Annotated in this window: 17 protein-coding genes, 1 tRNA gene and 2 pseudogenes; 9 read left to right on the top strand and 11 right to left on the bottom strand. The window is 72.1% G+C overall.

Annotated features, from left to right (window positions below; all coding sequences use genetic code 11):
* Window positions 1–233, top strand: a pseudogene (locus tag ACRX5S_RS27245) (hypothetical protein); the annotation flags it as partial.
* 550 nt (window positions 234–783) lie between these two features.
* Here ACRX5S_RS27245 and ACRX5S_RS27240 read toward each other — a convergent pair.
* Window positions 784–1434, bottom strand: a pseudogene (locus tag ACRX5S_RS27240) (HAD family hydrolase); the annotation flags it as partial.
* 381 nt (window positions 1435–1815) lie between these two features.
* Here ACRX5S_RS27240 and ACRX5S_RS27235 point away from each other — a divergent pair.
* From ACRX5S_RS27235 to ACRX5S_RS27225, 3 genes are all read left to right on the top strand, one after another.
* The gene (locus ACRX5S_RS27235) at window positions 1816–3015 is read left to right on the top strand and encodes a phosphotransferase family protein (protein ID WP_436775743.1); all 1200 of its coding nucleotides are present in this window, start codon (window positions 1816–1818) and stop codon (window positions 3013–3015) included.
* Complete coding sequence (locus ACRX5S_RS27230) at window positions 3012–4166, top strand: hypothetical protein (protein WP_436775742.1); 1155 nt, start codon at window positions 3012–3014, stop codon at window positions 4164–4166. The genes ACRX5S_RS27235 and ACRX5S_RS27230 overlap by 4 nt, the downstream gene beginning before the upstream one ends.
* Before the next feature lie 230 nt (window positions 4167–4396).
* Entirely contained in the window at window positions 4397–6703 is a 2307-nt protein-coding gene (locus ACRX5S_RS27225; protein ID WP_436775741.1) for a RelA/SpoT family protein, read from the top strand.
* A 28-nt stretch (window positions 6704–6731) separates the two neighbouring features.
* On the opposite strand, the gene ACRX5S_RS27220 is transcribed toward ACRX5S_RS27225, so the two are convergent.
* Both ACRX5S_RS27220 and ACRX5S_RS27215 read right to left on the bottom strand, forming a co-directional pair.
* Window positions 6732–7151 (bottom strand): MarR family winged helix-turn-helix transcriptional regulator, encoded by a 420-nt coding sequence (locus ACRX5S_RS27220; RefSeq protein WP_436775740.1) that lies wholly within the window; start codon window positions 7149–7151, stop codon window positions 6732–6734.
* A gap of 586 nt (window positions 7152–7737) precedes the next feature.
* Window positions 7738–8604, bottom strand: a complete 867-nt coding sequence (locus tag ACRX5S_RS27215) for an enoyl-CoA hydratase-related protein (RefSeq protein WP_436775739.1) — start codon at window positions 8602–8604, stop codon at window positions 7738–7740.
* Between the two features lie 271 nt (window positions 8605–8875).
* On the opposite strand from ACRX5S_RS27215, the gene ACRX5S_RS27210 reads away from it, so the two are divergent.
* Window positions 8876–10606, top strand: coding sequence for a class I adenylate-forming enzyme family protein (locus ACRX5S_RS27210; protein ID WP_436775738.1), 1731 nt, complete (start codon window positions 8876–8878; stop codon window positions 10604–10606).
* Between the two features lie 94 nt (window positions 10607–10700).
* Here ACRX5S_RS27210 and ACRX5S_RS27205 read toward each other — a convergent pair whose 3' ends face one another.
* Window positions 10701–12224, bottom strand: a complete 1524-nt coding sequence (locus ACRX5S_RS27205; RefSeq protein ID WP_436775737.1) for a protein kinase domain-containing protein — start codon at window positions 12222–12224, stop codon at window positions 10701–10703.
* Window positions 12225–12422: 198 nt separating this feature from the next.
* Between ACRX5S_RS27205 and ACRX5S_RS27200 the strand changes: the two genes are divergently transcribed.
* A complete protein-coding gene (locus ACRX5S_RS27200) occupies window positions 12423–14477 on the top strand; it encodes an FUSC family protein (RefSeq protein WP_436775736.1) in 2055 nt (684 codons plus the stop codon).
* Window positions 14478–14547: 70 nt separating this feature from the next.
* Window positions 14548–15756 (top strand): NUDIX hydrolase, encoded by a 1209-nt coding sequence (locus ACRX5S_RS27195; RefSeq protein ID WP_436775735.1) that lies wholly within the window; start codon window positions 14548–14550, stop codon window positions 15754–15756.
* Window positions 15757–15807: 51 nt separating this feature from the next.
* Here the strand turns inward: ACRX5S_RS27195 and ACRX5S_RS27190 are convergent, their stop codons facing one another.
* Complete coding sequence (locus tag ACRX5S_RS27190) at window positions 15808–16020, bottom strand: hypothetical protein (protein WP_436775734.1); 213 nt, start codon at window positions 16018–16020, stop codon at window positions 15808–15810.
* 226 nt (window positions 16021–16246) lie between these two features.
* On the opposite strand from ACRX5S_RS27190, the gene ACRX5S_RS27185 reads away from it, so the two are divergent.
* A complete protein-coding gene (locus ACRX5S_RS27185) occupies window positions 16247–16501 on the top strand; it encodes a hypothetical protein (RefSeq protein ID WP_436775733.1) in 255 nt (84 codons plus the stop codon).
* On the opposite strand, the gene ACRX5S_RS27180 is transcribed toward ACRX5S_RS27185, so the two are convergent.
* The 6 genes from ACRX5S_RS27180 to ACRX5S_RS27155 all read right to left on the bottom strand — a co-directional run bounded on the left by ACRX5S_RS27180 (window position 16475) and on the right by ACRX5S_RS27155 (window position 21374).
* On the bottom strand, window positions 16475–17062 hold the full coding sequence (locus ACRX5S_RS27180; protein ID WP_436775732.1) for a VanZ family protein: 588 nt from the start codon (window positions 17060–17062) through the stop codon (window positions 16475–16477). The two genes, ACRX5S_RS27185 and ACRX5S_RS27180, sit on opposite strands and share 27 nt — an antisense overlap.
* A gap of 166 nt (window positions 17063–17228) precedes the next feature.
* On the bottom strand, window positions 17229–18164 hold the full coding sequence (gene hemC, locus ACRX5S_RS27175; RefSeq protein ID WP_436775731.1) for a hydroxymethylbilane synthase: 936 nt from the start codon (window positions 18162–18164) through the stop codon (window positions 17229–17231).
* A gap of 242 nt (window positions 18165–18406) precedes the next feature.
* Window positions 18407–18479 (bottom strand) — tRNA-His (locus ACRX5S_RS27170).
* Between the two features lie 96 nt (window positions 18480–18575).
* Window positions 18576–19187 carry an oligoribonuclease gene (gene orn / locus ACRX5S_RS27165; protein WP_436775730.1) on the bottom strand — a complete coding sequence of 204 codons (612 nt, stop codon included), beginning with the start codon at window positions 19185–19187 and terminating at the stop codon, window positions 18576–18578.
* A 155-nt stretch (window positions 19188–19342) separates the two neighbouring features.
* Window positions 19343–20410 (bottom strand): GlxA family transcriptional regulator, encoded by a 1068-nt coding sequence (locus tag ACRX5S_RS27160; RefSeq protein WP_436775807.1) that lies wholly within the window; start codon window positions 20408–20410, stop codon window positions 19343–19345.
* Between the two features lie 607 nt (window positions 20411–21017).
* Window positions 21018–21374, bottom strand: coding sequence for a hypothetical protein (locus ACRX5S_RS27155; RefSeq protein WP_436775729.1), 357 nt, complete (start codon window positions 21372–21374; stop codon window positions 21018–21020).
* Between the two features lie 548 nt (window positions 21375–21922).
* Between ACRX5S_RS27155 and ACRX5S_RS27150 the strand changes: the two genes are divergently transcribed.
* Complete coding sequence (locus tag ACRX5S_RS27150; protein WP_436775728.1) at window positions 21923–22126, top strand: hypothetical protein; 204 nt, start codon at window positions 21923–21925, stop codon at window positions 22124–22126.
* Window positions 22127–22233 lie beyond the last annotated feature (107 nt).

Genomic DNA, 22233 nt, shown 5'->3' with positions numbered 1-22233 from the left:
CCCGGGAGCCCGAGGACGCGTGCGGGCTCCTGCACCGCGTCCTGGAGCTCGTGGAACGCCAGGGCTATGCCACAGCCGTGGACCGCGTGCGGACGGTACGCGCCGCTCTGTCCCCGTGGAGGGGCGAGCGCTTCGTCGCGGAACTCGACGACCGCCTGGCCGCGGGCCACTCCGCGCCCAAGCCGCGGCCCCGCCTGGAAGCGGTTCCGGACCTCCCCGAGTCGACCGCCTGACGGCCGCCGCACCGCACGCACGATGGCGGGCACGACACGCACGGCGAAGGCCGCACCTGGCGGTCGGCCCCGCCGGCGGCCCCTCCGCCACCTGGTGATTCCGTACGCCCGAACGCCTGCGCCCCGGGCCTCCCGCGTGGCGGACACGGCACACTGCCTCCCCACGATCCGCCGTCGTAGCCACTGTGCAACGGGCTCTGGTGGTCGCCGGCTCGCGGCGCGGGGCCCAGGTGTTCGGCCTCGGCCCACTGCGCAACCACTGCCCGACCACTGCCCGACCGCGGCCCGACCGCGGCCAGAACCGCCCGTCCCGGTAATGGCCGCATCAACCCAACCGACGACGGCAGGCGCCCTACTTGTTGCCCGCCGTCGCCGTCACATCGTTCCTGCCGTTCCGGTCGTCCTTGCCGTTGGCATCCTTCGCACTCTTTGCGCCGTTCGCGCCGTTCGTGCCCTTCGTGCCGTTCCCGCCCTTTGCGCCCGCGCGCCCGCCGTTCGTCTCCGCGGTCCGCCCGCCCGCGGCGCCCTTCCGGCCGACCGCGCCCTTCCCGCCGTTCAACCGCCCCACCTCGCCCGGGAGTTCGTCCAGCGAGGTGAGCAGGACGTCCGCGACCTCGCGCAGTTCGGTGTCGGCGGCGACGAGCATGCCCCACGGCCCGCGTTTCACGTGTGCCGTACGCAGGCCCGCCCGGTGCGCCGGGCGCACGTCGTTGTCCAGCCGGTCCCCGACGTACAGGACCTCCTCGGCCGGGCACGGGCACTCCGCCACCAGCCGCTCGAAGAACTCCGCCTCCGGCTTGACCACGCCCCAGTCGTCGGAGGTCGCGATCAGGTCGACGCCCAGGTCGAGCCCGCGCAGGATCGATCCGGCGTTGACGGTCTGGTTCCCGGCCACCCCGAGCCACAGCCCCATGCCCTGCAAGGCCTTGAGGCACGGCCGGACGTCCTGGTAGAGGTCGTCCTCGCCGAACCACTCGGGGCGCCCGGCGGCGGCGCGGGCGGCGCGTTCGGACTCCAGGTCGAAGCCGGGTCGAAACCGTTGGAAGGTCTCGCGGTAGTCCAGGCCCTGCGCCAGCACCATGCCGAAGACCGCGGAGAAGGTGTGCCGCGGCACGCCCAGCCAGTCGGCCCATGTGCCGTACTCACGGCTCTCGTCGACCAGGGTCTCGCCCACGTCGAACACCACCGCGTTGATCCTCATGCGACCGCTCCTGCTCCCGTCTCCGGGCCCCTGTGCCGGACACGACTCGGGCGACTCGGGCGACCCGGGTGGCGCGGGACCACCCAGACGGTATCGCGGCGGGGGCCGCGGGGGACCCGCTAAACGTGCGTCCGGTTGGGGGTCGCGTGGCGGACGGAGTACAGCCCGCGCCCGCGCGCCGGGTGGGCCCGGGGACGCGCGCGCCGGAGCGTATCCGGGAGTGCGGCCCGCCCGCGGCCCGCCGACCATTGATGACACGTGTCGCACGTGATAGAACCGGTTTCACTTTTTGGGGCTCGCTCCCGGGCCTCACGGACCGTACCGGGCCCGGGCAAACCCGAAGCACCCGTCGCAAACGCGGCACGGATACCGGAGGTTGTCGTGGCCGACTCCGATGAGGTCGCCCGCCCGCAGGTCAGCAACCGCGACCTGAACGAGGTGCACGACCGGCTCGTCTCGTGGCTCGCGGGGCGCCTGCCGGACGGGGCCGACCCCCAGGTCTCGGAGCTCAGCATCCCCGCGACCAACGGGATGTCCAGCGAGACTCTGCTGTTCGACGCGACCTGGACCGAGGGCGGCGAGGCGCGGTCCGAGCGCTGCGTGGTCCGGATGCGCCCGTCGCTGGAGGCCAAGCCGGTCTTCCCGACGTACGACCTCGACAAGCAGTACCGCGTCATGACCCTGGTGGGCGAGCGCTGCGGCGTCCCGGTGCCGAAGCTGCTGTGGAACGAGCCGGACGAGGCCCCGCTGGGCGCGCCGTTCTTCGTGATGGGCCGGGCCGAGGGCGCTGCGCCGCCGGACGTCATGCCGTACACGATCGACAGTTGGCTGCTGAAGGCCGACCCCGCCGACCGCCGCCGCCTCCAGGAGGCCTCGGTCGCGATCGTCGCGGAGATCCACGGCATCGAGGCGACCGCCGAGGAGATCGCCTTCCTGCAACTGGAGCAGCCGGGCGAGTCCGCGCTGCGCCGCCACCTGAACGACCTCAAGGCGTTCTACGAGTGGGGCATCGAGGGACGCCGCGTACCGCTGCTGGACCGGGCGTTCGCGTGGCTGGAGGACAACTTCCCGGAGGACCCGGGCGCCGACGTCATCAGTTGGGGCGACGCGCGCATCGGCAACATCCTGTACGTCGACTTCGCCCCCACCGCCGTCCTCGACTGGGAGATGGCTGCGGTCGGTCCGCGCGAACTCGACCTCGCGTGGATGGTGTTCATCCACGACTTCTTCCAGGACATCGCGACGCGGTACGGCGGCCTGCCGGGCATCCCCGACCTGCTGCGGCGCGAGGACGTCTACGCCCAGTACGAGCGGCTCACCGGCCACACCCCCGCCAACACGAACTACTTCGAGGTCTACTCGGCGGTCCGGCACGGCGTGGTCATGGCCCGCATCGCGCACCGCCAGGAGTTCTTCGGCGAGCGCGCGATGCCGGAGAACCTGGACGAGACCGTCCTGCACCGGGCGCTGATCGAGAAGATGCTCGAAGGCACCTACTGGGAGTCGCTCGCGGCCTCCGCCGAATCCGCCGCGCCCGCCGGAACCACCGACACCCCCGACGCCGCGGAGGCCGCCCAGTGAACCCGATAGGCCAGTTGATCGCCGCCGACGAGGGCTTCACCCACCAGGTCACCGAGACCTTCGGCTCGGTCGGCACCACCGACCCGTCGTGGACCGAGAAGGTCTGCGCGATGGCGGCGGCCCGGGACGGCAGCCTCCAACTCGGCTTCGGCCTCGGCAAGTACACGAACCGCAACGTCATGGACGGCTACGCGGGCGTCTCGCGCGGCGTCGAACAGGTGACCGTGCGCGCCTCCCGCCGCCTGTCGCCCGACCCGACGCTCACCGAGATCGGCCCGGTCAAGTACGAGGTCGTCGAGCCGCTCAAGGTCGTCCGCTTCGTGCTGGAGCCGAACGACGCGCAGCCGATCGCGTTCGACTGGACGTTCGAGGCGGTGGTGCCGCCGGTGTGCGAGGAGCGCACCCACAACCGGCGCGCGTACCGCGTCACCGCGGACCTCGTGCGCTACCACCAGACGGGCGTCGCGCACGGATGGGTCGAGGTCGACGGCGAGCGCACCGAGATCACCCCGGACACCTGGGTCTCCACCCGCGACCACTCGTGGGGCACCCGCTACGACGTCGGTACGCCGGCCTCCGACCTGGAGCCCGCGGGCATGCCCGCGTCGGCGTCGTTCCGCATGATCTGGTCGCCGGTGCTCATGGAGCGTCCGGACGGCAGCCGGTACGCGCTGTTCCTGCATTACCAGATCACCACCGCGCCCGGGTTCTCCCAGAAGCGCGTCACCGGCGGGGTCGAGCACCCGGACGGGCGCGTGGAGGAGTGGGCCGACCTGGTGCCCGAGCTGGCGTACGACCCGGTCAACCGGCGGCTCCAGGGCGGCAAGGTGCACGCCACGATGGCCGACGGCTCGTCCCGCCCGCTCCAGATCGAGGTGGTCTCCGACACCGGCTTCCACCTGGGCGGCGGGCTGTACTTCGGGCTCGACGGACACCACCACGGCGAGTGGCGCGGCGAGCTGCACGTCGAGGGCGACCGGGTCGCGGACTGCTCGACGCCGGATCAGGCGCGGCGGCTGCACCAGATCCGCGACACGGTGATCCGCGTCACCGACCCGGTCGGCGGCGGCGTCGGCTGGGGCAACTGCCAGCCCATCATCACGGGCGCGGACGCGTCGCTCGGCCTCACCGCGGACACGTCGTTCATGTAGCCCGGCGGACGGGTCGGCCGGGGAATCCGTGCTGTTCACGCGGCCCGTGCGCGTCCGACCGGACACCGGTTCGACGCGTACGGGCCGCCTCCGCGCGTGCGGCTCCGAGGAGTTCACCCGCGCGAGTGATGGTGTGTGATCGGCGACATCCGCCGGACACGGCCCCCTGACTTGCCGGTAGCATGAACCACCGGGGCGATGCTCCGGTGTTCCGCTGCCGGAGGTGCGCCATGACGATCGGGGGGATCGACCCGCCTGTAGGTGCGGGCGCGCGAGATGTGACGCCCCGTCCGGTCGATGGGCGCCCCGACAAGCGCGGGGAAGCCTCGGCCACGAATCCCGACCGGGTGGGCCGCGCCGCCCGTCGCCCCGTGCAGCGGCTGAGCCTCGCCGCCGCCACGTTCCTCATCGGCGGCAACCGCAGGCGCAGCCCCGAGGCACTCGAAACGCTGATCCCGCTGGTCCAGGTGCACCGCTCGCACCACCCCAAGGCCGACCTCGCGCTGCTGCAACGCGCTTTCGTGGTCGCCGAGTTGTCGCACCGCGGGCAGATGCGCAAGAGCGGCGAGGCGTACATCACGCACCCGCTCGCCGTCGCGACCATCCTCGCCGAGCTGGGCGCGGACACCACGACGCTGGTCGCCGCCCTCCTGCACGACACCGTCGAGGACACCGACCTGACGCTCGACACCGTCCGTGAGTCCTTCGGCGACGACGTCGCCCATCTCGTCGACGGCGTCACCAAGCTGGAGAAGGTCGACTTCAACAACCGGCAGGAGGCCGAGGCCGAGACCATGCGCAAGATCCTCGTGGCCACCGGCCGCGACCTGCGCGTGACGGTCATCAAACTCGCCGACCGGCTGCACAACATGCGGACCATCCGGCACATGCGGCGGCCCAGCCAGATCCGCATCGCCGAGGTCACCCGCGACGTCTTCATCCCGCTCGCCGAGCGGTTGGGCATCCACGTCGTCAAGACCGAGCTGGAAGACATCGTCTTCGCGACCCTCAAACCGGACGAGCACGCCGGGATCGTGCGGGTGCTCGGCGAGCAGGCCGCCGAGCGCGACGAGGCCGCGGCCGCGCTCGCCGGGTCGGTACGCCGGGCGCTGCGTGACGCGGGCATCGACGCGCAGGTCACGCCGCGCTCCCGGCACCACGTCTCGGCCCGCCGCGTACAGGCGCGCCGCGGGGACGCGACGCTCGGGCCGTTCGACCTGTCGCGCCTCATGGTCGTGGTGGACGCCGACACCGACTGCTACGGCGCGCTCGGCGTGCTGCACACCTGCTGGACGCCGCTCGCGGGGGAGTTCAAGGACTTCATCGCGACGCCGAAGTTCAACCTCTACCAGTCGCTGCACACCGCCATCTCGCTGCCCGGCGGTGAGGTCGTCGAGGTGCTGATCCGCACGCGCCGCATGCACCGCCTCGCCGAGTTCGGCGTCGTCGCGCACACCGAGGACACCGACGGCTCGGACGGGCGCGGCCAGTTGGAGTGGCTGCACCGGCTGCTCACCTGGCAGGGCGGCATTCCGGACGCCACGGCGTTCTGGTCGCAGCTCACCGCGGACCTCTCGGCCGACCGCGAGCTCCTCGTGTTCACCCCGGGCGGTCGGCCGCTCACCCTGCCGGCCGGGTCGACGTGCGTCGACGCCGCGTATGCGATCGGCGAGCAGACCGGCCACCGCTGTATCGGGGCACAGGTCAACGGCCGACTCGTGGCACTCTCCTCGGTGCTCGCGGACGGCGAGACGGTATCGATCATCACGGCCCCGCCTTCCGGCGCGGGCCCTTCTCGTGAATGGCTCGGTTTCGTCCGCAGCCCGCTGGCGCGCGTGGCCATCGAAGGCTGGCTCGCCGAGCACCCGGACCCGATTCCGGACACCGCCGCCCTGGCCGGGATGCCGGGCGTAGCGTTCCCCGGGATCCCCGCCGCCACGGTCCCGGGGGTGCCGGGGCAGCACGAGGCGCCCACCGACCAGTCCTTCGGCAACCTCGCCGCGTCAAGTGAGGCGGCCCCGACCGGGCTCGCCGAACAGGATGCGGGCGAGAGCCTGGTCTCGGTCCCCGGCTCACCGGGCGCGCCGGTGCGCCTCGCACGCTGCTGCACCCCGGTGCCGCCGGACGAGCTCGCGGGGTTCGTGATCCGGGGCGGCACGGTGGCCGTGCACCAGCGCGATTGCGCGAACGTCCAGCAGATGATCCGGGCCGGGCGCGACATCGTGACCGCGGCGTGGCTGCCGCACCAGGCCGAACGCGGATACCGCGTCACGGTCCAGCTCGAAGCCCTGGACCGGCCGCGCCTGCTGGCCGACGTGACCGCGGCGATCGACGCGGCGGGTGCGGACATCACCTCGGCGTCGATCGCGCCTCCGCAGCAGATGCGGGTGCGGCAGACGTACACGATTCGCCTCGCGGACCTGGCGAGCCTCCCGCGCCTGCTGAAGGCACTGCGGCGGGTGCAGGGCGTGTACGACGTCTACCGCGCGCGCCCGCGCATCCACCCGAGGGTCGCCGAGTCGCCGGGCGAGTCCTGAGCTCCTGCTGCTCGAAGGACCTGGGCGCTCAGGGGCCCACAGCCTCCGTGACGCCGACCCCACGCAGTTGGTCGTTGAAACGGGCGAGATGATCGGCCAGGACGTCGAGTTCCTCGGGTGGCCAGGTGGAGAAACGGTCCTCCAGGACGGCGATCGTGCGTCGGCGGGCATCGGCGAGGCGGTCGCGGCCCACGTCGGTAAGCGTGATCAGATGCGAACGGCGGTTGGCGGGATCGGTCGTCCGGGCGATCGCCCCGGCCTCCTCCAGCGCGGTCAACTGGCGACTCACCGTCGTCTTGTCGAGGCTCAGCTTGCAGGACAACTCCTTGCCGGTCGACGTCCCGCGCTCCTCCAGGATCGCCAGCAGATGGAACTCCGCCTGCGTGATCCCCGCCGCGTGCAGCGGCGGAGCCATCAACCCCCGCAGCAGCCGAGTGGCGGCCCCCACCTCACGCACCACACGACGCCCCGAACTGTCTCTCACGGCCGCCTGCACCTGCTCGCCCACGCCGACACCCTCACCACCGACAACGCTGCCGCACACAGCGTGCCTTACAACGGTTGCTGAACACAACTGCCACGGTCGAACGTGTGAATGAACATACGCCCGACCCCGCACCCCCAACCGAAAACAACCCCCGAGACCCCCACCCGACCCCGGCAACAAGGCCCCCCGGAGCGCCAGGGCGGCCACGCGCATAAGCCACATTCGAGCGGCGAGCGCCACACGCGCGGCCCATCGCAGACGGGGTGGGGCGACGATCTCTTGACAGCTCCCCCCGTTCCGTCGTCGCGAGTGGGCAGCCGTCGAGCGCGCCACTCACGGATGCCCGTTTGAGGACCAAGCGCCGATCGCGCGAGACCGGCGACCCGCTGACAGCGCCGACCACCCGTGCCGCCGTGGGTGAGTTGCCCGCGCGGTCGCATGCGCTCACAGGCCAACCCCTCGGGCCTGGAGCGCCACGCGGGCAATCCGCCTTCGCAGCCGGTGGACGTTGGCTGACGCGGCGGGGCTTCCGTGGGGAGGCGGACGCCTATTCCGTGGGCCAGCTTCGGAGGTGGGCGGGGAGGTCGTTGCTCACGGTGAGGGTGAAGTTCGGGGGCCGCTTCTCCAGGAAGGCGAGGACTCCTTCGTGGGCGTCGGCTGATTGGCCGGCCCAGTGGAGGGCGCGGGATTCGAGGCGGTGGGCGGTCCACGGGTCGGGTTCGGACTGGACGCCCCAGAGCAGGGCCCGGGTTACCGCGACGGCGACGGCGGGGGTCCGTTCGGCGATGCCACGGGCGATCTCGTACGCGCGGTCGAGGAGGTCCTCCGGGGCGACGACCTCCCGTACGAGACGGGCCTCGTGGGCTTCGGCGGCGTCGAACACGCGGCCGGTGAAGCACCATTCGAGTGCCCGGTCGATGCCGACGACCTTGGGGAGGAACCACGTCGAGCAGCCGTCCGGCGTGATGCCCCGGCGGGCGAAGACGAAGCCGAAGCGGGCGTCGGAGGAGGCGAGCCGGATGTCCATCGGGAGCGTCATGGTCGCGCCGACGCCGACCGCCGGTCCGTTCACGGCGGCGATCAGCGGTTTCGTGGAACGGAACAGCCGCATGACGAGTTTCCCGCCGTCGTCGCGGAAGTCCTCGGCGTCCGGCTCCGGTTCGCCCGTCACCGTGCCGTGGGCGGTCGGGTCGAATGTCTGCGCGCCGTGTTCGAGGTCCGCCCCCGCGCAGTACGCCCGGCCGCTGCCGGTGAAGACCACCACGCGGACGTCGTCGTCGGCGTCGGCCCGGTCCAGCGCGTCGGAGATCTCCGCGCGCATGCGGAACGTGTAGGCGTTCATCCGCTCCGGCCGGTCCAGCCGGACGGTCAGGATGCCGTCCTTGGCTTCCGTGGCGATCTGCTCGTACTCCATGGAAAGGTACTCCTCCGACGCGGCCAGACCTGACGAACGCTCGCTCAACACATTGCACTGTCGCGCCGCGACGCACCAGCCCCTCTGGCGAAACACACGGTTGCCCGGAAACTGTTCTGGTACGCGGCGCGCCGGACTACTGTGGTGCCGCTCCACCCCCGCTCCATCTCCGTCCCCCCGCTCCATCTCCGTCCCCCTGCTCTACCCCGCTCCACCCCGGGTCCCCGCAACGCGCGAACAGGCATGGCGTACGGCCAGGAGGTGCAGGCGAATGCTCGACCGCACACAGGCATTGGCGGAATTGACCGCCCCGGACTCGGTGTTCGCCATCGTCCACACCGACCATGAGGGCACGCCGTGGCGGGAGTTCGCCTCCGCCCCCGCGACGCTCCGCGCGGTCTTCGAGGCGACCGCCGCATTCGGCGGTGCGGACGCACTCGTGCACGAGACCGGACGCGTCGGCTACGACGAACAGCTTCGGCTCGTCGGCCACTTGGCACGCCACCTCGCCGAAGATCTCGGTGTGCGCAAAGGCGACCGCGTCGCCATCGCGATGCGCAACCACCCCGAATGGATCCTCGCCTTCTGGGCCACCCAGGTCCTCGGCGCCATCACCGTGCCGCTCAACGCATGGTGGACCGCGGACGAACTCGGTTACGCGCTCGCCGACTCCGGCACGTGTGTACTGATCGCCGACGGCGAGCGCGCCGACCTGCTCGCGGCCGCAGGGGAGGACGCGGTGCCCGCGAGCGTGCGGGCCGTGCTCGTGGCGCACCCGAAGGGCGCGATCCGCCCCGGCACGAACGACCTCTCGGCCGCGCTTCGCAGTTGGTCGGGACCCTGCCCGCTGCCCGCGGCCGAGATCACCCCCGACGACGACGCGACGATCCTCTACACCTCCGGAACCACGGGCCGTTCCAAGGGCGCGGTCGGAACGCAGCGCAACCACACCACCAACCTGCACACGATCCAACTGCTCCAGGCCGTGCACCTCGCCCGCGCCGGCGTGCCGACGGAGATGCTGACCAAGGGCATGCCCGCCTTCTACGCCGCCGCGCCCGAAATGCCGCGCCCCAGCGCGCTCCAGGTCTACCCGTTCTTCCACATCGCCGGGCTGGTCAGCCTGTACGCCGCCGCCGGGCAGGGCGCCAAGCTCTCGCTCATGCGCCGCTGGGACACCGAACGCGCGCTCCAGCTCATCGAATCGGAGCGCGTCACGAGCGCGACGATGGTGCCCCCCCTGCTGCGCCGCCTGCTGGAGTCCCCGGTGCGCGGGAAGTACGACCTGTCCTCGCTGCTGAGCCTGGGCGCGGGCGGCGCACCGGTGCCGCCGGACCTGGTGGACGGGGTGGCCCGGATGTCGGGCCGTGCGGTGTCGCCGCTCAACGGCTACGGCACGACCGAGACGACCAGCGCCGTGGTGGCCAACTCCGGTGAGGAGTACTACGAACACCCCGACAGCGTGGGCCGTCCCGTCCCGGTGGTCGACGTCGCAGTCGTCGACCCGGCGACCGGGCGCGAGATGCCGCCCGGCGAGACCGGCGAACTCCGCTTCCGCGGCCCGCACATCGCCCGCGGCTACTGGAACCGCCCGGAGGAGAGTGCGAGTTGTTTCCCGGGCGGCTGGTTCCGCACCGGCGACCTTGGCCATGTCGGCGCGAACGGCCTTGTGTACGTGGTCGACCGGCTCAAGGACGTCATCATCCGCGGCGGCGAGAACGTCTACTCGGCGGAGATCGAGGCGGTGCTGTTCGAGCACCCGGCGGTCGCGGACGTCGCGGTGGTGGGCGTACCGCACCGCGAACTCGGCGAGGAGGTCGCGGCGGTGGTCGAGACGCAGCCCGGTGCGACGGTGTCCGCGGCGGAGCTGCGCGGGCATGTGGCGCTGCGGCTCGCCGCGTTCAAGGTCCCGACGATCGTGCGCTTCAGCGACCGCCCACTGCCGCGCAACGCGGTGGGAAAGGTGCTCAAGCGCGAGTTGCGGGAGATGCTCGCACTGTGAGTCGGAAGTACCCGCTTGACCAAGGCACTTGGCGCCGCCGGGGCAATCGCCGCAATCGGCGAAACCGGGGTGACCGGAGCGCCCGCCGGTCAGGTCACCCCGTCCGTTGCGGCCGCGTCATGCGCCGTTCCCAGAACGCCAGGTCCTCAAGTGCCCTGATGACGTCCCGGTGTTCGCCGCCGAGAGCCTCCGTCATGTCCAGGATCAGTTCCTGGAGCAACTGGACGGCCTCGTCGGCGTCTCCCGACCGGCCGATGCGCAGGGCGAGTTCGCGCCGCACCTTGAACGTGTCGATATCGGTGGGCCCGTGGACGCGCATGTACGCAGGCACGAGATCCCGCAGCAGCAGTGCCGCCGCCGCGGGGTCGCCCGCCTTGCCCGTCCAGTGCGCGAGGTTGCGGCGCACGCCGAGCGTGTCGGGGTGCTCGCGACCGCGTACGCGCGTGTAGTCGGTGACCAGTTGGCGCAGCACCTTCACCGCCGTGTTGTGTTCGCCCGAGCGGCCCAGGTGGTACGCGAGGTCGTCGCGGACTCCGAGCGTGCGCGGGTGGTCGTGCCCGAACACCCGGTTGTGCTCCGGCAGGAGCTTGCGCAGCAGCGCGACGGCGTCCGGGGGCGCGAGCCCGGGCACCTCGGCCATCCGGCGCGCCAGTTCCTCCGCCTGCACGGGCACGGACGGTACGCGCACCGGCGGTTGCGGCGGCACGGCGTCGATGAGCCGGCGTACCTCCGCGGCGCTCTGCGGGCGGTCGTCGGGGCTCTTGGCGAGCAGCGCCAGCACCAGGTCGCACGCTTGGTCGGGCAGGTCGTCGCGGACCCGGGCGGGGGACTCGGCGGCGACGTGCACGTGCCGGAACAGCAGGCTCGGCACGTCGCCGAAGCCGAACGGCGGCAGCCCGGTGAGGAGTTCGTACAGCAGGCAGCCGGTCGAGTAGAGGTCGGAGCGCGGGTCGGCCGGGTGCCCGTTGGCCTGCTCCGGGGACATGTAGGCCGCCGTGCCGAGTACCGCGCCCGGTCGGGTGAGCGTGGCACCGGTCGCCAGCGCCTTCATGGAGCGTGCGATGCCGAAGTCGAGGACCTTCAGCACGCCCTTGTCGCTGGCCATGATGTTGGCGGGCTTGATGTCGCGGTGCAGCACCTCGGAGTCGTGGGCGACCTCCAGCGCGTCGCAAAGCTGCCGGGCCAGGTCGAGGACGCGAGGCAGCGGCAGCGGGGCCTCGTCGGCGACCACCTTGGCGAGGGAGCGGCCGGGGACGAGCTCCATGGTGACGTACACGGCCTGGCGCACCAGGTCGCCGGGGCTCGGCGGTGCGTGCGGCGACGGCGGGTGTGCGGGGGCGGTCGGCGGCGTGTGCGGATCGTCGGGGTCGCCCGCCTGCAACAGCCCGGTGCCGAAGTCGTACACGGTGACGATGTGCGGGCTCGACAGGGTGCCGGCGGTGCGCGCCTCGCGCGCGAAGCGGTCGGCCGCTCCCGGAACGCCGTACACGTCCCGCAGCAGTTTGACCGCGACATACCGGTGCATATGCGTATCACGGGCGCGCCAGACGACGGCCATGCCACCGGAGCCCAACTCCTCGATCAGCCGGTACCGGCCGGCGAGCCACCACTCAGCCACGCGCAGTACGCCTCCCCGTAGGTCGATTCCCGTGGTGATTGTCCCGCAAGCGCGGCGCGCGGGGGAGGACGGCGGGGGTACGCCGGGCACACGGCGCGGTTGGAGTCCCAAACGTTATGCAGACTGCATACGATGTGCGCGTTTTGATCGGATATAAGGTGATCCCAGATCGATCCGCACCACGGCACGGAGGACCCGGTGGGCCACGCGGCAGCCGACGCCCACTGGTTCCTGCGCGCACTCGCCCCGCGCCGGGCCCCGATCCCCTGGGCGGCGGCCGGACGCGCGGCCCTCGCACTCGCCGGGCCGCTCGCCGTCGGGGTGGCCACCGGCAGGGTCGCGTACGGCGTCCTCGCCTCCCTCGGCGCACTCAACATGGTCGTGCTGGACCGCGACGAGGCGTACCGGCTCCGCGTCATCCGCATGGTGCCCCCGCAACTCGCCGGAGCCCTCGGCATCGTGATGGGCCATCAGGTCGCGGACCGGGGCTGGACGACGGTCTCCGTGCTGGTGGCGACCGCCCTCCTTTCCGGTGTCATCAGCCCGATCGGCGGCATCGCGTCGTCGTGCGGCCTCATGCTGCTGCTCATGACCGTGGTCGGCACCGGCGTCCCGATGCCGGACCCGTGGTGGCTGCCGCCCGCGCTGCTGATCGCGGGCGGGGCGGGAGTGCTGCTGCTTGCCCTCGTGGCATGGCCGTGGCGGCGCGGACGGCCGGAGCGCGCGGCGGTCGCCGAGGTGTACTACGCGGCCGCCGACCGCCTGCGCGCCGCCGAAGGGCCCGGGCGGCGGCCCGGTGCGGGGCGCGACATCGGGGCGGCGATCGACCAGGCGTACGACGTCCTCGTGCGCCACCGCGCCGGTTCCCCCGGCCGGGACCCGGCGACGCAACACCTGATGATCCAGCTCAACGCGGTCAACCCGATCCTTGAGGCGATCGCCGCCCTGGCGCGCGAGACCCCGGTGGACCCGAAGTTCGCGGAGGCCGTCACGCGCCTGGGCGACGCCGTGGCCACCGGGCACGACGTTGCGGTCGAGCCGGGGTTCGTGCCGAAATCGCCCGCGGAGACCGCGATGCGGGCCGCACTGCGGCACGCGGCCGGACGGCTGGCCCCGCCGTCCCCGGACGCCACCGGCGTGTTCGCGCGCGACCCGGACGCGCTCGGTGTGCCGCATATGGCGTGGGGTCCGCGCGCGGGCCTGCGCAATATGGCGGCGGTCGTGGCCAGTCGGGCGGCCTGGACGTACGGCGCGCGCCTGGCGCTGTGCATCGGTATTGCCTCGGTGCTCGTGCAGGTGGCCGACCTGCCGCGCTCCTACTGGGTCGCGCTCACCATCACCTTCGTGCTCAAGCCGGACTTCGGCTCGGTGTTCGTACGCGGCGTGCTGCGCGCGGCCGGGACGCTGGTCGGGGTCGCGGTGGCCGCCGCGCTGCTGACGTACGTGCCGCGCGGCTGGCCGGACGTCCCGGTCGTCGCGGCCCTCGGGTTCCTGCTGCCGATCGCGACCTCGCGCAGCTACGGCATGCAGACGGCGGCGATCACGCCGCTGATGCTGCTGTTCACCGACCAACTCGGGCACGAGGGCGTCGGCGGCCTGGTCCCGGCGCGCATACTCGACACGCTGCTGGGCTGCGCGATCGTGCTGGTGTTCGGCTACCTGCTGTGGCCGGAGGGTCGGCGGACGCGGCTGCCGAACATGGTGGCGTCGGCGTCCGAGGCGAATGCCGCCTACCTGCGGCTGCTGCTCGCGGAGGGGGCGGACGGGCGGGCGGTGCGCTCGCGGGCGCGGAGGCGGGCGTACAACACCCTCACGGGCGCGCGGACGGTGTTCCAGCAGGCTCTGGCCGAGCCGCCGCCGACGTCGCGGCGGGCGGCGGCCTTCTGGCCGGTGCTGGTCGCGGTGGAGCGCATGACCGACTCGATCACCGCGGCGTCGGCGTACGTCGACGGCGGCGCCCCGGTGCCGGACCAGCGGACCGTCGACGACGTCGCCGACCGAATCGACGCCTTCGTGCGGGCGGTCGGCGCCGGCCGACCGGTGGACGCCGGACTCGGGGCGCGGATCGACGGGACGTCGGCACGGCTTGAGGGAAGCGCTCCGACACAAGGGACCGCCTCGGGAGGGACACCCGCGGACGCCGTCGAACACGTCACGACCGAAGGCTCCGCGCTGCTCAACGGCGTGCGCATGGACGCGGAGACCGCGTGCAAGCTCTACGACCAGGCGCTGTCGGCCGTCCGGATGCGATGATCGGCCCGAGGAACGCCGCCACGGGCCGTGCGCCGCAAGGCCGTTGGCGTCCGCGCATGTGGAGGTCGCCTTGCCCGGTTCCGTCACCGTCGTCCACGCGGGCGACGAGCCGCCCGCCGCGTGGGACGCGAGCGTGTTCCTCGCCGGACCGACGCCGCGCAGCGCCGAAGTCCCGTCGTGGCGGCCGGAGGCCGTCGAACTGATCCGCCAAAGGTGGTCGGGGCCCGGCGAGTTGGTGGTCTTCGTCCCCGAACCCGCCGACGGGCGGGCCTGGGTGGACTACGACGACCAGCGCCTGTGGGAGCTGCGGTGGCTGCGGATCGCGGACCAGGTGGTCTTCTGGGTGCCGCGCGACCTTGCGACACTGCCCGGGCTCACCACCAACGACGAGTGGGGGTGGACGAAGGACGGCGGACGCGCGGTGTTCGGTTCACCGCCCGGCGCGCCACGGGTGCGATACCAGCGCGAGTATGCACGCGACCGCGATGTTCCCCTGGCGGAAACCCTGGACGAGACCCTGGGCCTCGCGCTGAAACGGATCGGGGCCGGGGAGCGCCGGGCCGCGGGGGAGCGGGACGTACCGCTGCTGGTGTGGACGACGCCGGTCTTCCGGGCCTGGTACGCGGCACTGCGCGCGGCCGGCAACACGCTGCTCGGCGCGCACCTCGTCTGGACGTTCCGTACCGAGGCGGGGCGGTCAGTCGTCTTCTGGGCCGTGCATGTCTCCGTCGCGATCGCGGCGGAGGGCGGACGCATCAAGGCCAACGAAGTCGTGGTCGCGCGACCGGACATCAGTGCGGTGCTCCTCTACCGGCGCGCACCCGCGCTGCGGGACACGCAATTGGTGCTGGTACGCGAGTTCCGTGCGCCCGGTCTCGCCCGCGACGGCTACGTGCGCGAACTGCCGGGCGGATCGGGGCCGGACGGCATCCCGCCCGACGAACGCGCGCTGGCGGAGGTGCGGGAGGAGACCGGGTTCGCGCTGCCCGCCGATCGCCTGCGCGCGCACGGGGTGCGGCAGGTCGCCGCGTCGTCGTCCGCGCACCGGGCGTGGCTCTACTCGGCCGAACTGACCGAGGAGGAAATGGAGTTGCTGCGCGCCGAAGCGCACATCGTGGTGCACGGCTCGGGCGCGGAGGAGCGCACGTACGTCGAGGTCACGACGTACGGCGAACTCCTCGGCTCCGGCGGTGCCGACTGGGTCACCACGGGAATGGTCGCCCAAGTCCTCGCGGACCTGGGCGACCCGGCGGCGCCGGAAGACGGCGCGGATCAGTAGCGGATCACTTACGGATCACCAGGGGCGATCGCCGGGCGGATCACCAGGGGATCAGTAGGGGAGGCCGTCGCGGTGGGCGGCGGAGCACGGCGTGTGGCGTTCGACCATGTAGGTCTCGCCGTCGAACACCGTCAGGCGGCCGCCCATCGGGTCGCCCCCGGCGGGGACCTCGACCAGCGTGCGCGGGTGCAGTGCCGCGAGGTACGGCTCCCCGCACAGTCGGCACTGTGCGGGAACAGTGCGGGACGAGTGCATCTTCTTCATGGCGTTGCCCCCTCCGGGAAGTACTCGGTTCAATCCGGGTCCAGTGCGGGTCCAGTGCGCGGAAACGTTCGTCGGACGTTCGCGGGAACGTCTCGCGTTCCGCACCGGCCAGGTCGTGTTAACCTGATGTTCATCTTTATGTCGACTGCCATACTCCATGGTTCCGCCCATGATGTCAACTCGGTTGGCCTACTCACTGGGCCTTTCCATATGACATCCTGACGTTGTGGATCAGAGTGAAGCCGCCGAAGAACTGGCCAAGGCGGCCAAGACGTACCGGCGGACCGAGAAGGCACACGAGGAAGCCCGCCAGGCTCTCAAGGAGGCCGCGGTCGCCGCGGTCAAGGCGGGCGTGAAGCAGTCCGAAGTGGTCAGGACGACCGGCTGGACCCGCGAATACCTGCGCAGACTCCGCAAGAACGGCGGAGCGGGCGGGGCCGACGGGGCCGAGGCGTCAGACGATCCGAAGCCGAAGAAGTAGCCGCGCCGCGATCCGGTCGCCGTACGAGCGGGCCGACTCGCGCCGCGCCACATGCACCTGCGACAACAGCGCCCCGGCGGCCGCACCGGCGGCGTTCATCAACACGTCGTCGACCGACGAGACGCGCCCCATGTCGAGCACGTACTGCGCGGTCTCCAGCGCCAGGGACGCCGCCGCTCCGACCAGTGCCATGCGTGCGGCACCCGCGAACGCGGGGCAACGCAGCGGGAGAAGGAACCCGAGCGGTACGAACACCGCGAGATTCGCGCCGACTTGCACCAGCACGTCGGCCGGGGTGGACGCCAGCGTCGCCGCGAGATCGCGCAACGGTACGGCGCTCACCCCGCGTTCGCCGTACACCGGCGTCAGGATCATCCAGACCCACGGCAACGTGCCCAGGACGATCCCGGCTTCCGCGACGGTGAATCGCAACGCTTCTGCGGGCGGCCGTCCCCGACGGATCCTCAGCCGTACGGCCGGTACGCACGCTCCCACGACGACCGGAACGGCCACGGCCCACACCAGCAGGATCCCGTCCCACGACTCCCACACCTGACGCACGGCCCCAAATGTAGCGCCGAAACCGTCGCGGTGCGTTCGCGGTGCGTTCGCGATGAGTTGCCCGTCCCGCACGTCGACACACTCACGCCCGCATCCGCGCGCCGAAGCTCACACCGACACGCAAACCGACGCCCTCACGCACCCGCCCACCGGCCCCGGCCCGCGCTCAAGGATGCGGAATCGCATCGATCAACGCCCGCGCTCCCTGGTCGAGCAGCGTGTTGGCGGCCGCCTCGCCGACCCAATCCGGCGTGTGAGCAAGGCCGTTCTCGAACGCTTCCAGAACCACGTCGCCCGCCGGGCTGAACACCGCGGCGTGCAGCGCGAGTCCGTCGTCCTTCGGCGCGCAGTGGCCGGCGATGGGACTCGCGCAGTGCCCGCGCAGAACGCGCAGCATGGCCCGCTCCGCCGTCGCGCAGGCGCGCGTCAGCGCGTGGTCGAGCCCGGCGACCGCCTCCACCGACTCGGCGTCCCCCGTCCGGCACTGCAACGCCAGCACCCCGGCGCCCACCGCGGGGATCATCGATGTCGTCGGCAGTGCCTCGGTGATCCGCCCGTGCAGCCCGATCCGGCGCAGGCCCGCGGCGGCGAGCAGCAGCGCGTCGAACTCGCCCGCGTCCAGCTCGGCCAGCCGGGAGTTCGCGTTGCCGCGTACCGGAACCACCGTCAGATCGCGCCGCAGCGCCTTCAGTTGCGCCGTACGCCGGACCGAACTCGTCCCGACGCGCGCGCCCTTCGGCAGGTCCCGCAGCTTCGTCCCGTCCGCGGTCACCACCGCGTCGTGCACGTCGTCGCGCGGCAGGTACGCGGTGATCTCCAGCCCCTCCGGGAGCGGTTCGTCCCCCGGCATGTCCTTGAGGCAGTGCACGACCACGTCCACCTCGCCCGCGAGTTGCGCGCGGTCGATCTCCTTGACGAAGACCCCCTTGCCGCCCAATTCCGCCAAGCTCCCGGCCCACCGGTCGCCGGACGTCGTGTACGGCACGATCTCGACCTCGCGCACCACCCACTGCGCGCGCATCAGCCCGGCCACATGCTCCGCCTGCGCCATCGCCATCGGCGAGGAACGTGTGCCGATCCGGAGGACGCCACCACCACCCATCCCCCCAGGCTAGGCGCGCCCCGCACGCCCACCGGCCCGCAATCCGCCACCCGCCCGACCGTCCACCCGAAAGGGTGAAGCCGACCACCCCGCTGCGGCCGTACAACCGACACAAAAGGGGAGCCGCCGCCGACCGCACGGCAGCAGCCGCTCACCGGCAACAAAGGACCGCCGTGTGGCCGACCCCCGGAAACAATCAAGGCGTTGACCCGAACATGCAGGTCAACGCCTTGATCAACTTGGGTGAGTGACGGGACTCGAACCCGCGACGTCCTGGACCACAACCAGGTGCTCTACCAACTGAGCTACACCCACCACGCCCGTCCCGGCCTTGCGACCGGAGCAGCGAGAAAGAGTGTACAGGGGATCGAGGGGTGCTCGCTCCCGGGTTGTTCCGGGGAGACGCCGAGGTCAGCTCAGGGGCACCTGCGGCACGGTGTAGCGGGCGGCGATCTGTTTGGCGGTGTCGGTGTCAGGGCCCGGCTGCGGCACGAAGATCGCGTCCCGGTAGTACTTCAGCTCCGTGATGCTGTCCTTGATGTCGGCCAGCGCGCGGTGGTTGCCGGTCTTCGGCGGCGACTGGAAATAGACGCGCGGGTACCAGCGGCGGGCGAGCTCCTTGATCGAGGAGACGTCCACGATGCGGTAGTGGAGGTAGCCCTCCAGCGCGGCCATGTCGCGGGCCAGGAAGCCGCGGTCGGTGGCGACCGAGTTGCCGCACAGGGGGGCCTTGCGCCCCTCGCTGACGTGCTCGCGGACGTACGCGAGCACCATCGCCTCCGCCTCCGCCAGCGTCACCCCGTCGTCGAGCACGTCGAGCAGACCCGACGCGGTGTGCATTGCGCGCACGACGTCGGGCATGCCGGCCAGCGCCTCGGCGGGCGGGCGGATCACGACGTCGACCCCGTCGCCGAGGACGTTGAGCTCCGAGTCGGTGACGAGCGCGGCCACCTCGACAAGGGCGTCCCGGGTGAGGTCGAGTCCGGTCATCTCGCAGTCGATCCAGACCAAGCGGTCATTCATAGTGGATCAGCCTAGGCCCTGTGAGCCCCGCCAGGGCCTTCGGCCGATACACCGCAATCGCGCGACCGCAATCTCGCGTCCGCAGGCCGTAACTGTCGACCGCGATCTGCCGACCATGGTCCGCCGACCGCGATTTGCCGACGGTGCCCACGCCGTTATGGCCGCCCTGCCTCCGCCTCGACTGCCACCCCCTCCGGCTCGCGCGTCCGGAAGGCGTCCCGGTACGCGGCCGGCGGGATTCCCAATTGCTTGCGGAAGTGCCCGCGCAGCGCCACCGGGGACCGGAAGCCGCAGCGCCGGGCTATCTCCTCCACCTGCAACTCGGTGGTCTCCAGCATCCTCTGTGCCTGGAGGACGCGTTGGGTCAGGAGCCATTGCAGTGGCGCGCTGCCGGTCAGCGACCGGAAGCGGCGGTCGAACGTACGGCGACTCATATACGCGCGCGTTGCCAGCACCTCTATGTCGAACTTCTCCGACAGGTTCTCCAACGCCCACGAGATCACCGTCGCCAGCGGATCACCGCTTATCTCCTCCGGCAGCGACAGGTCCATGTACGCGGCCTGCCCGCCGACCCGGTGCGCCGGTACCACCAGCCGACGCGCAAGCGCATTGGCCGCGTCCGAGCCGTGGTCGATGCGCACCAGGTGGAGGCACAGGTCGATACCCGCCGCGGTGCCGGCGCTGGTCAGCACGTCGCCGTCGTCCACGTACAGTTCGCGCGGATCGACGCGGACCTTCGGGAACGACTTGGCGAGCGCGGGCGCGTACATCCAGTGCGTCGTCGCGGGCCGATCGTCGAGCAGGCCGGCCGCGGCGAGCACGAACGCCCCGCCGCACAGGCCGACCACACGCGCGCCCTCGCGGTGCGCGCGGCGCAGCGCGTCCAGGACGGGGGCGGGCGGCGTACGTGAGGGCGAGTGCCACGCCGGGACGATCACCGTGCCCGCGCGGTGCAGGCCGTCGAGGCCGTGCGGCGCGATGAGTTCGACCCCGCCGGTGGTGCGCAGCGGTCCTGGCTCGGCGGCACATACCAGTAATCGGTAGTTCGGGACCCCGGCGTCTCTGCGGTCGACGCCGAAGACGGAGATGGGGATCGAGCTCTCCAGGATCGGCGAGTTCGAGAAGAGCAGCACCGCGATGGTCTCGGCCCGGCGCCGGCCGATGAGCCGTGCGGGCCATTCCGCGTACGTCCCGACCTCGTCCGCGCCGTCGTCCTCCGCCAGGCCGTCGCCGGAGCCCGCGATCCGGCCCGGTTCCGCGTCGGTCCCCGCGACCGCCACGTCGCTCTCCCCGTCGTCGTCGTCCGGTACGGCGCCGACTCCGGGGTCGAAACCGACCGTGCCGCCGTCCTCGGCGGAGTCCGGCGGGATGGCCGAATCCGCTTCCCCCAGGCCCCCGTTCGCGCCGTACCCGGTTCTCGGCGCGGGGACCGGAGCCTGCCGTTCGCCGGTGCGCGCCGAAGGTATCGACACGTCGGCGGACGCCTGCGCGGCCGCGGACTCCTCCGCGGCCGTGGACTCGCGCCGACCCGCCTGTCGACCGTCGGTCCTGCTCATGGCTCCGATCGCCCCCTTCAGCCCTCCGCGACCCCCTCCGGTCGAGCACCGGCGGGGCGGGAGGGGTCGTTGATGGCGAGTCTCAGTAGTTCACACACGCCACTCAAGTCACCCAAGATCGGAACTTACTCTTTCTGGGCTTGTCTATGCATGGTGTTCTCCACGTGACGTTATGTAGATATGCCTGTTTGTGATGGCGGTCACACCACCCTCGGAGACTCTTCGATGAGCAATGCCCGGGTTGCACAACGAATTTCGTGAATGAAATCTATGTCTACTTGGTCACGGTGTGTGAGGAATTCCCGAGGATCACCAGCCACGCCACCGCACCGACGGTCAGCACACCGCCGCCGACGGCGAGTGCGGACAGCACGTCGACGCGTCCGGCCGGCAGGCTGACAACGGTGAACGCGGCCCCGGCCGCGTACCAGGGCGCGATCTCCTCGACCCCGACCGGCGACCGATCGGTGGGTTGGCCCGGACCGCCGCCATCCGGCGGACACGCCCCGGAAGGCGCCTGGACGGGCGCCTGCGGCCCTCCCGCCGGCCCGGGGCGGGCGCGGCGTCCGGACGCCCGCCCGGATGCCGCACGCGGCCGCAGAGGCCGTGCGGGGGTCCTTCGCGGGGCCAATGCCGTACCTCGGTTCATACGGGCGGCCCGTGCGGAACGGCGGTTCCAGGGCAAGGATCCGGCCGTGCCGCGACGGTCGGGCTGGGCCCGGCCGGCCCGGGGTCGGCGTCCGCGACGGTGCCGCGCACTCGGGATCGCCGCCCCGGCCGACGCAGGCCGCCCGGACACGCGGTGTCCCCCTGTGCAACGCCCACCCGCCCCCACGGGTAACGGCCCCCACCCCCACACAACCCTTCGCCACCCCATTCCCGCCACAACCCCACCCCGAAGGCCCCCTGCGCACATTTCGCGCCACCGCCCGGCCACCCTCCGCCCATCCACCGGCGGCGCCGACGAGAGACCACGGCCGCCCATCCGCAAGCGCGGGCGCGTGGAGGACGCAGCGCGGGTAGGCGGCACCGGGAATGTGAACGCGCAGCCAGCCTCACCACGCCCACCGCCCCGCGCCTTTCGCGCCACCGGCCGGCCCGGCGGACCGGCCGACCGGCCGACCTGCCGACCCGGCTGACGGGGCGCACCGGGCTGACCGGCCGACCTGGCCGACCCGATTGACCTGGGCGACGGGCCGACCGGCCGACCCGGCCGACCCGGCCGACCCGGCCGACTCGGCCGACTCGGCCGACCCGGCCCCGCGGTCGCCGTCGGTCGTGTCGTCGTACGACGCCGCCCCCGCCGCGGCGTCGCTCCCGCGGGTGCGTGCCTGCCGCTCCCCCAACTGGCCCATCGCCGACCAAACCCCCGCCCCCTACTGACCACCGCGCGACCGTCGCCATCCGGCCGCGGGCGGTCGGTGCGGGTGCCCAGGGAGCGCGACGCCGGGAGGGCTGTGGGACTGCGGGAGGTTCGCCCCGTCGGCGGT

It is taken from the genome of Yinghuangia sp. YIM S09857, assembly GCF_051388915.1.
In the GTDB taxonomy this organism is placed as follows: domain Bacteria; phylum Actinomycetota; class Actinomycetes; order Streptomycetales; family Streptomycetaceae; genus Yinghuangia.
Note: the sequence above shows the minus strand (reverse complement) of the source record. Positions and strands in the feature narration are given on the sequence as shown.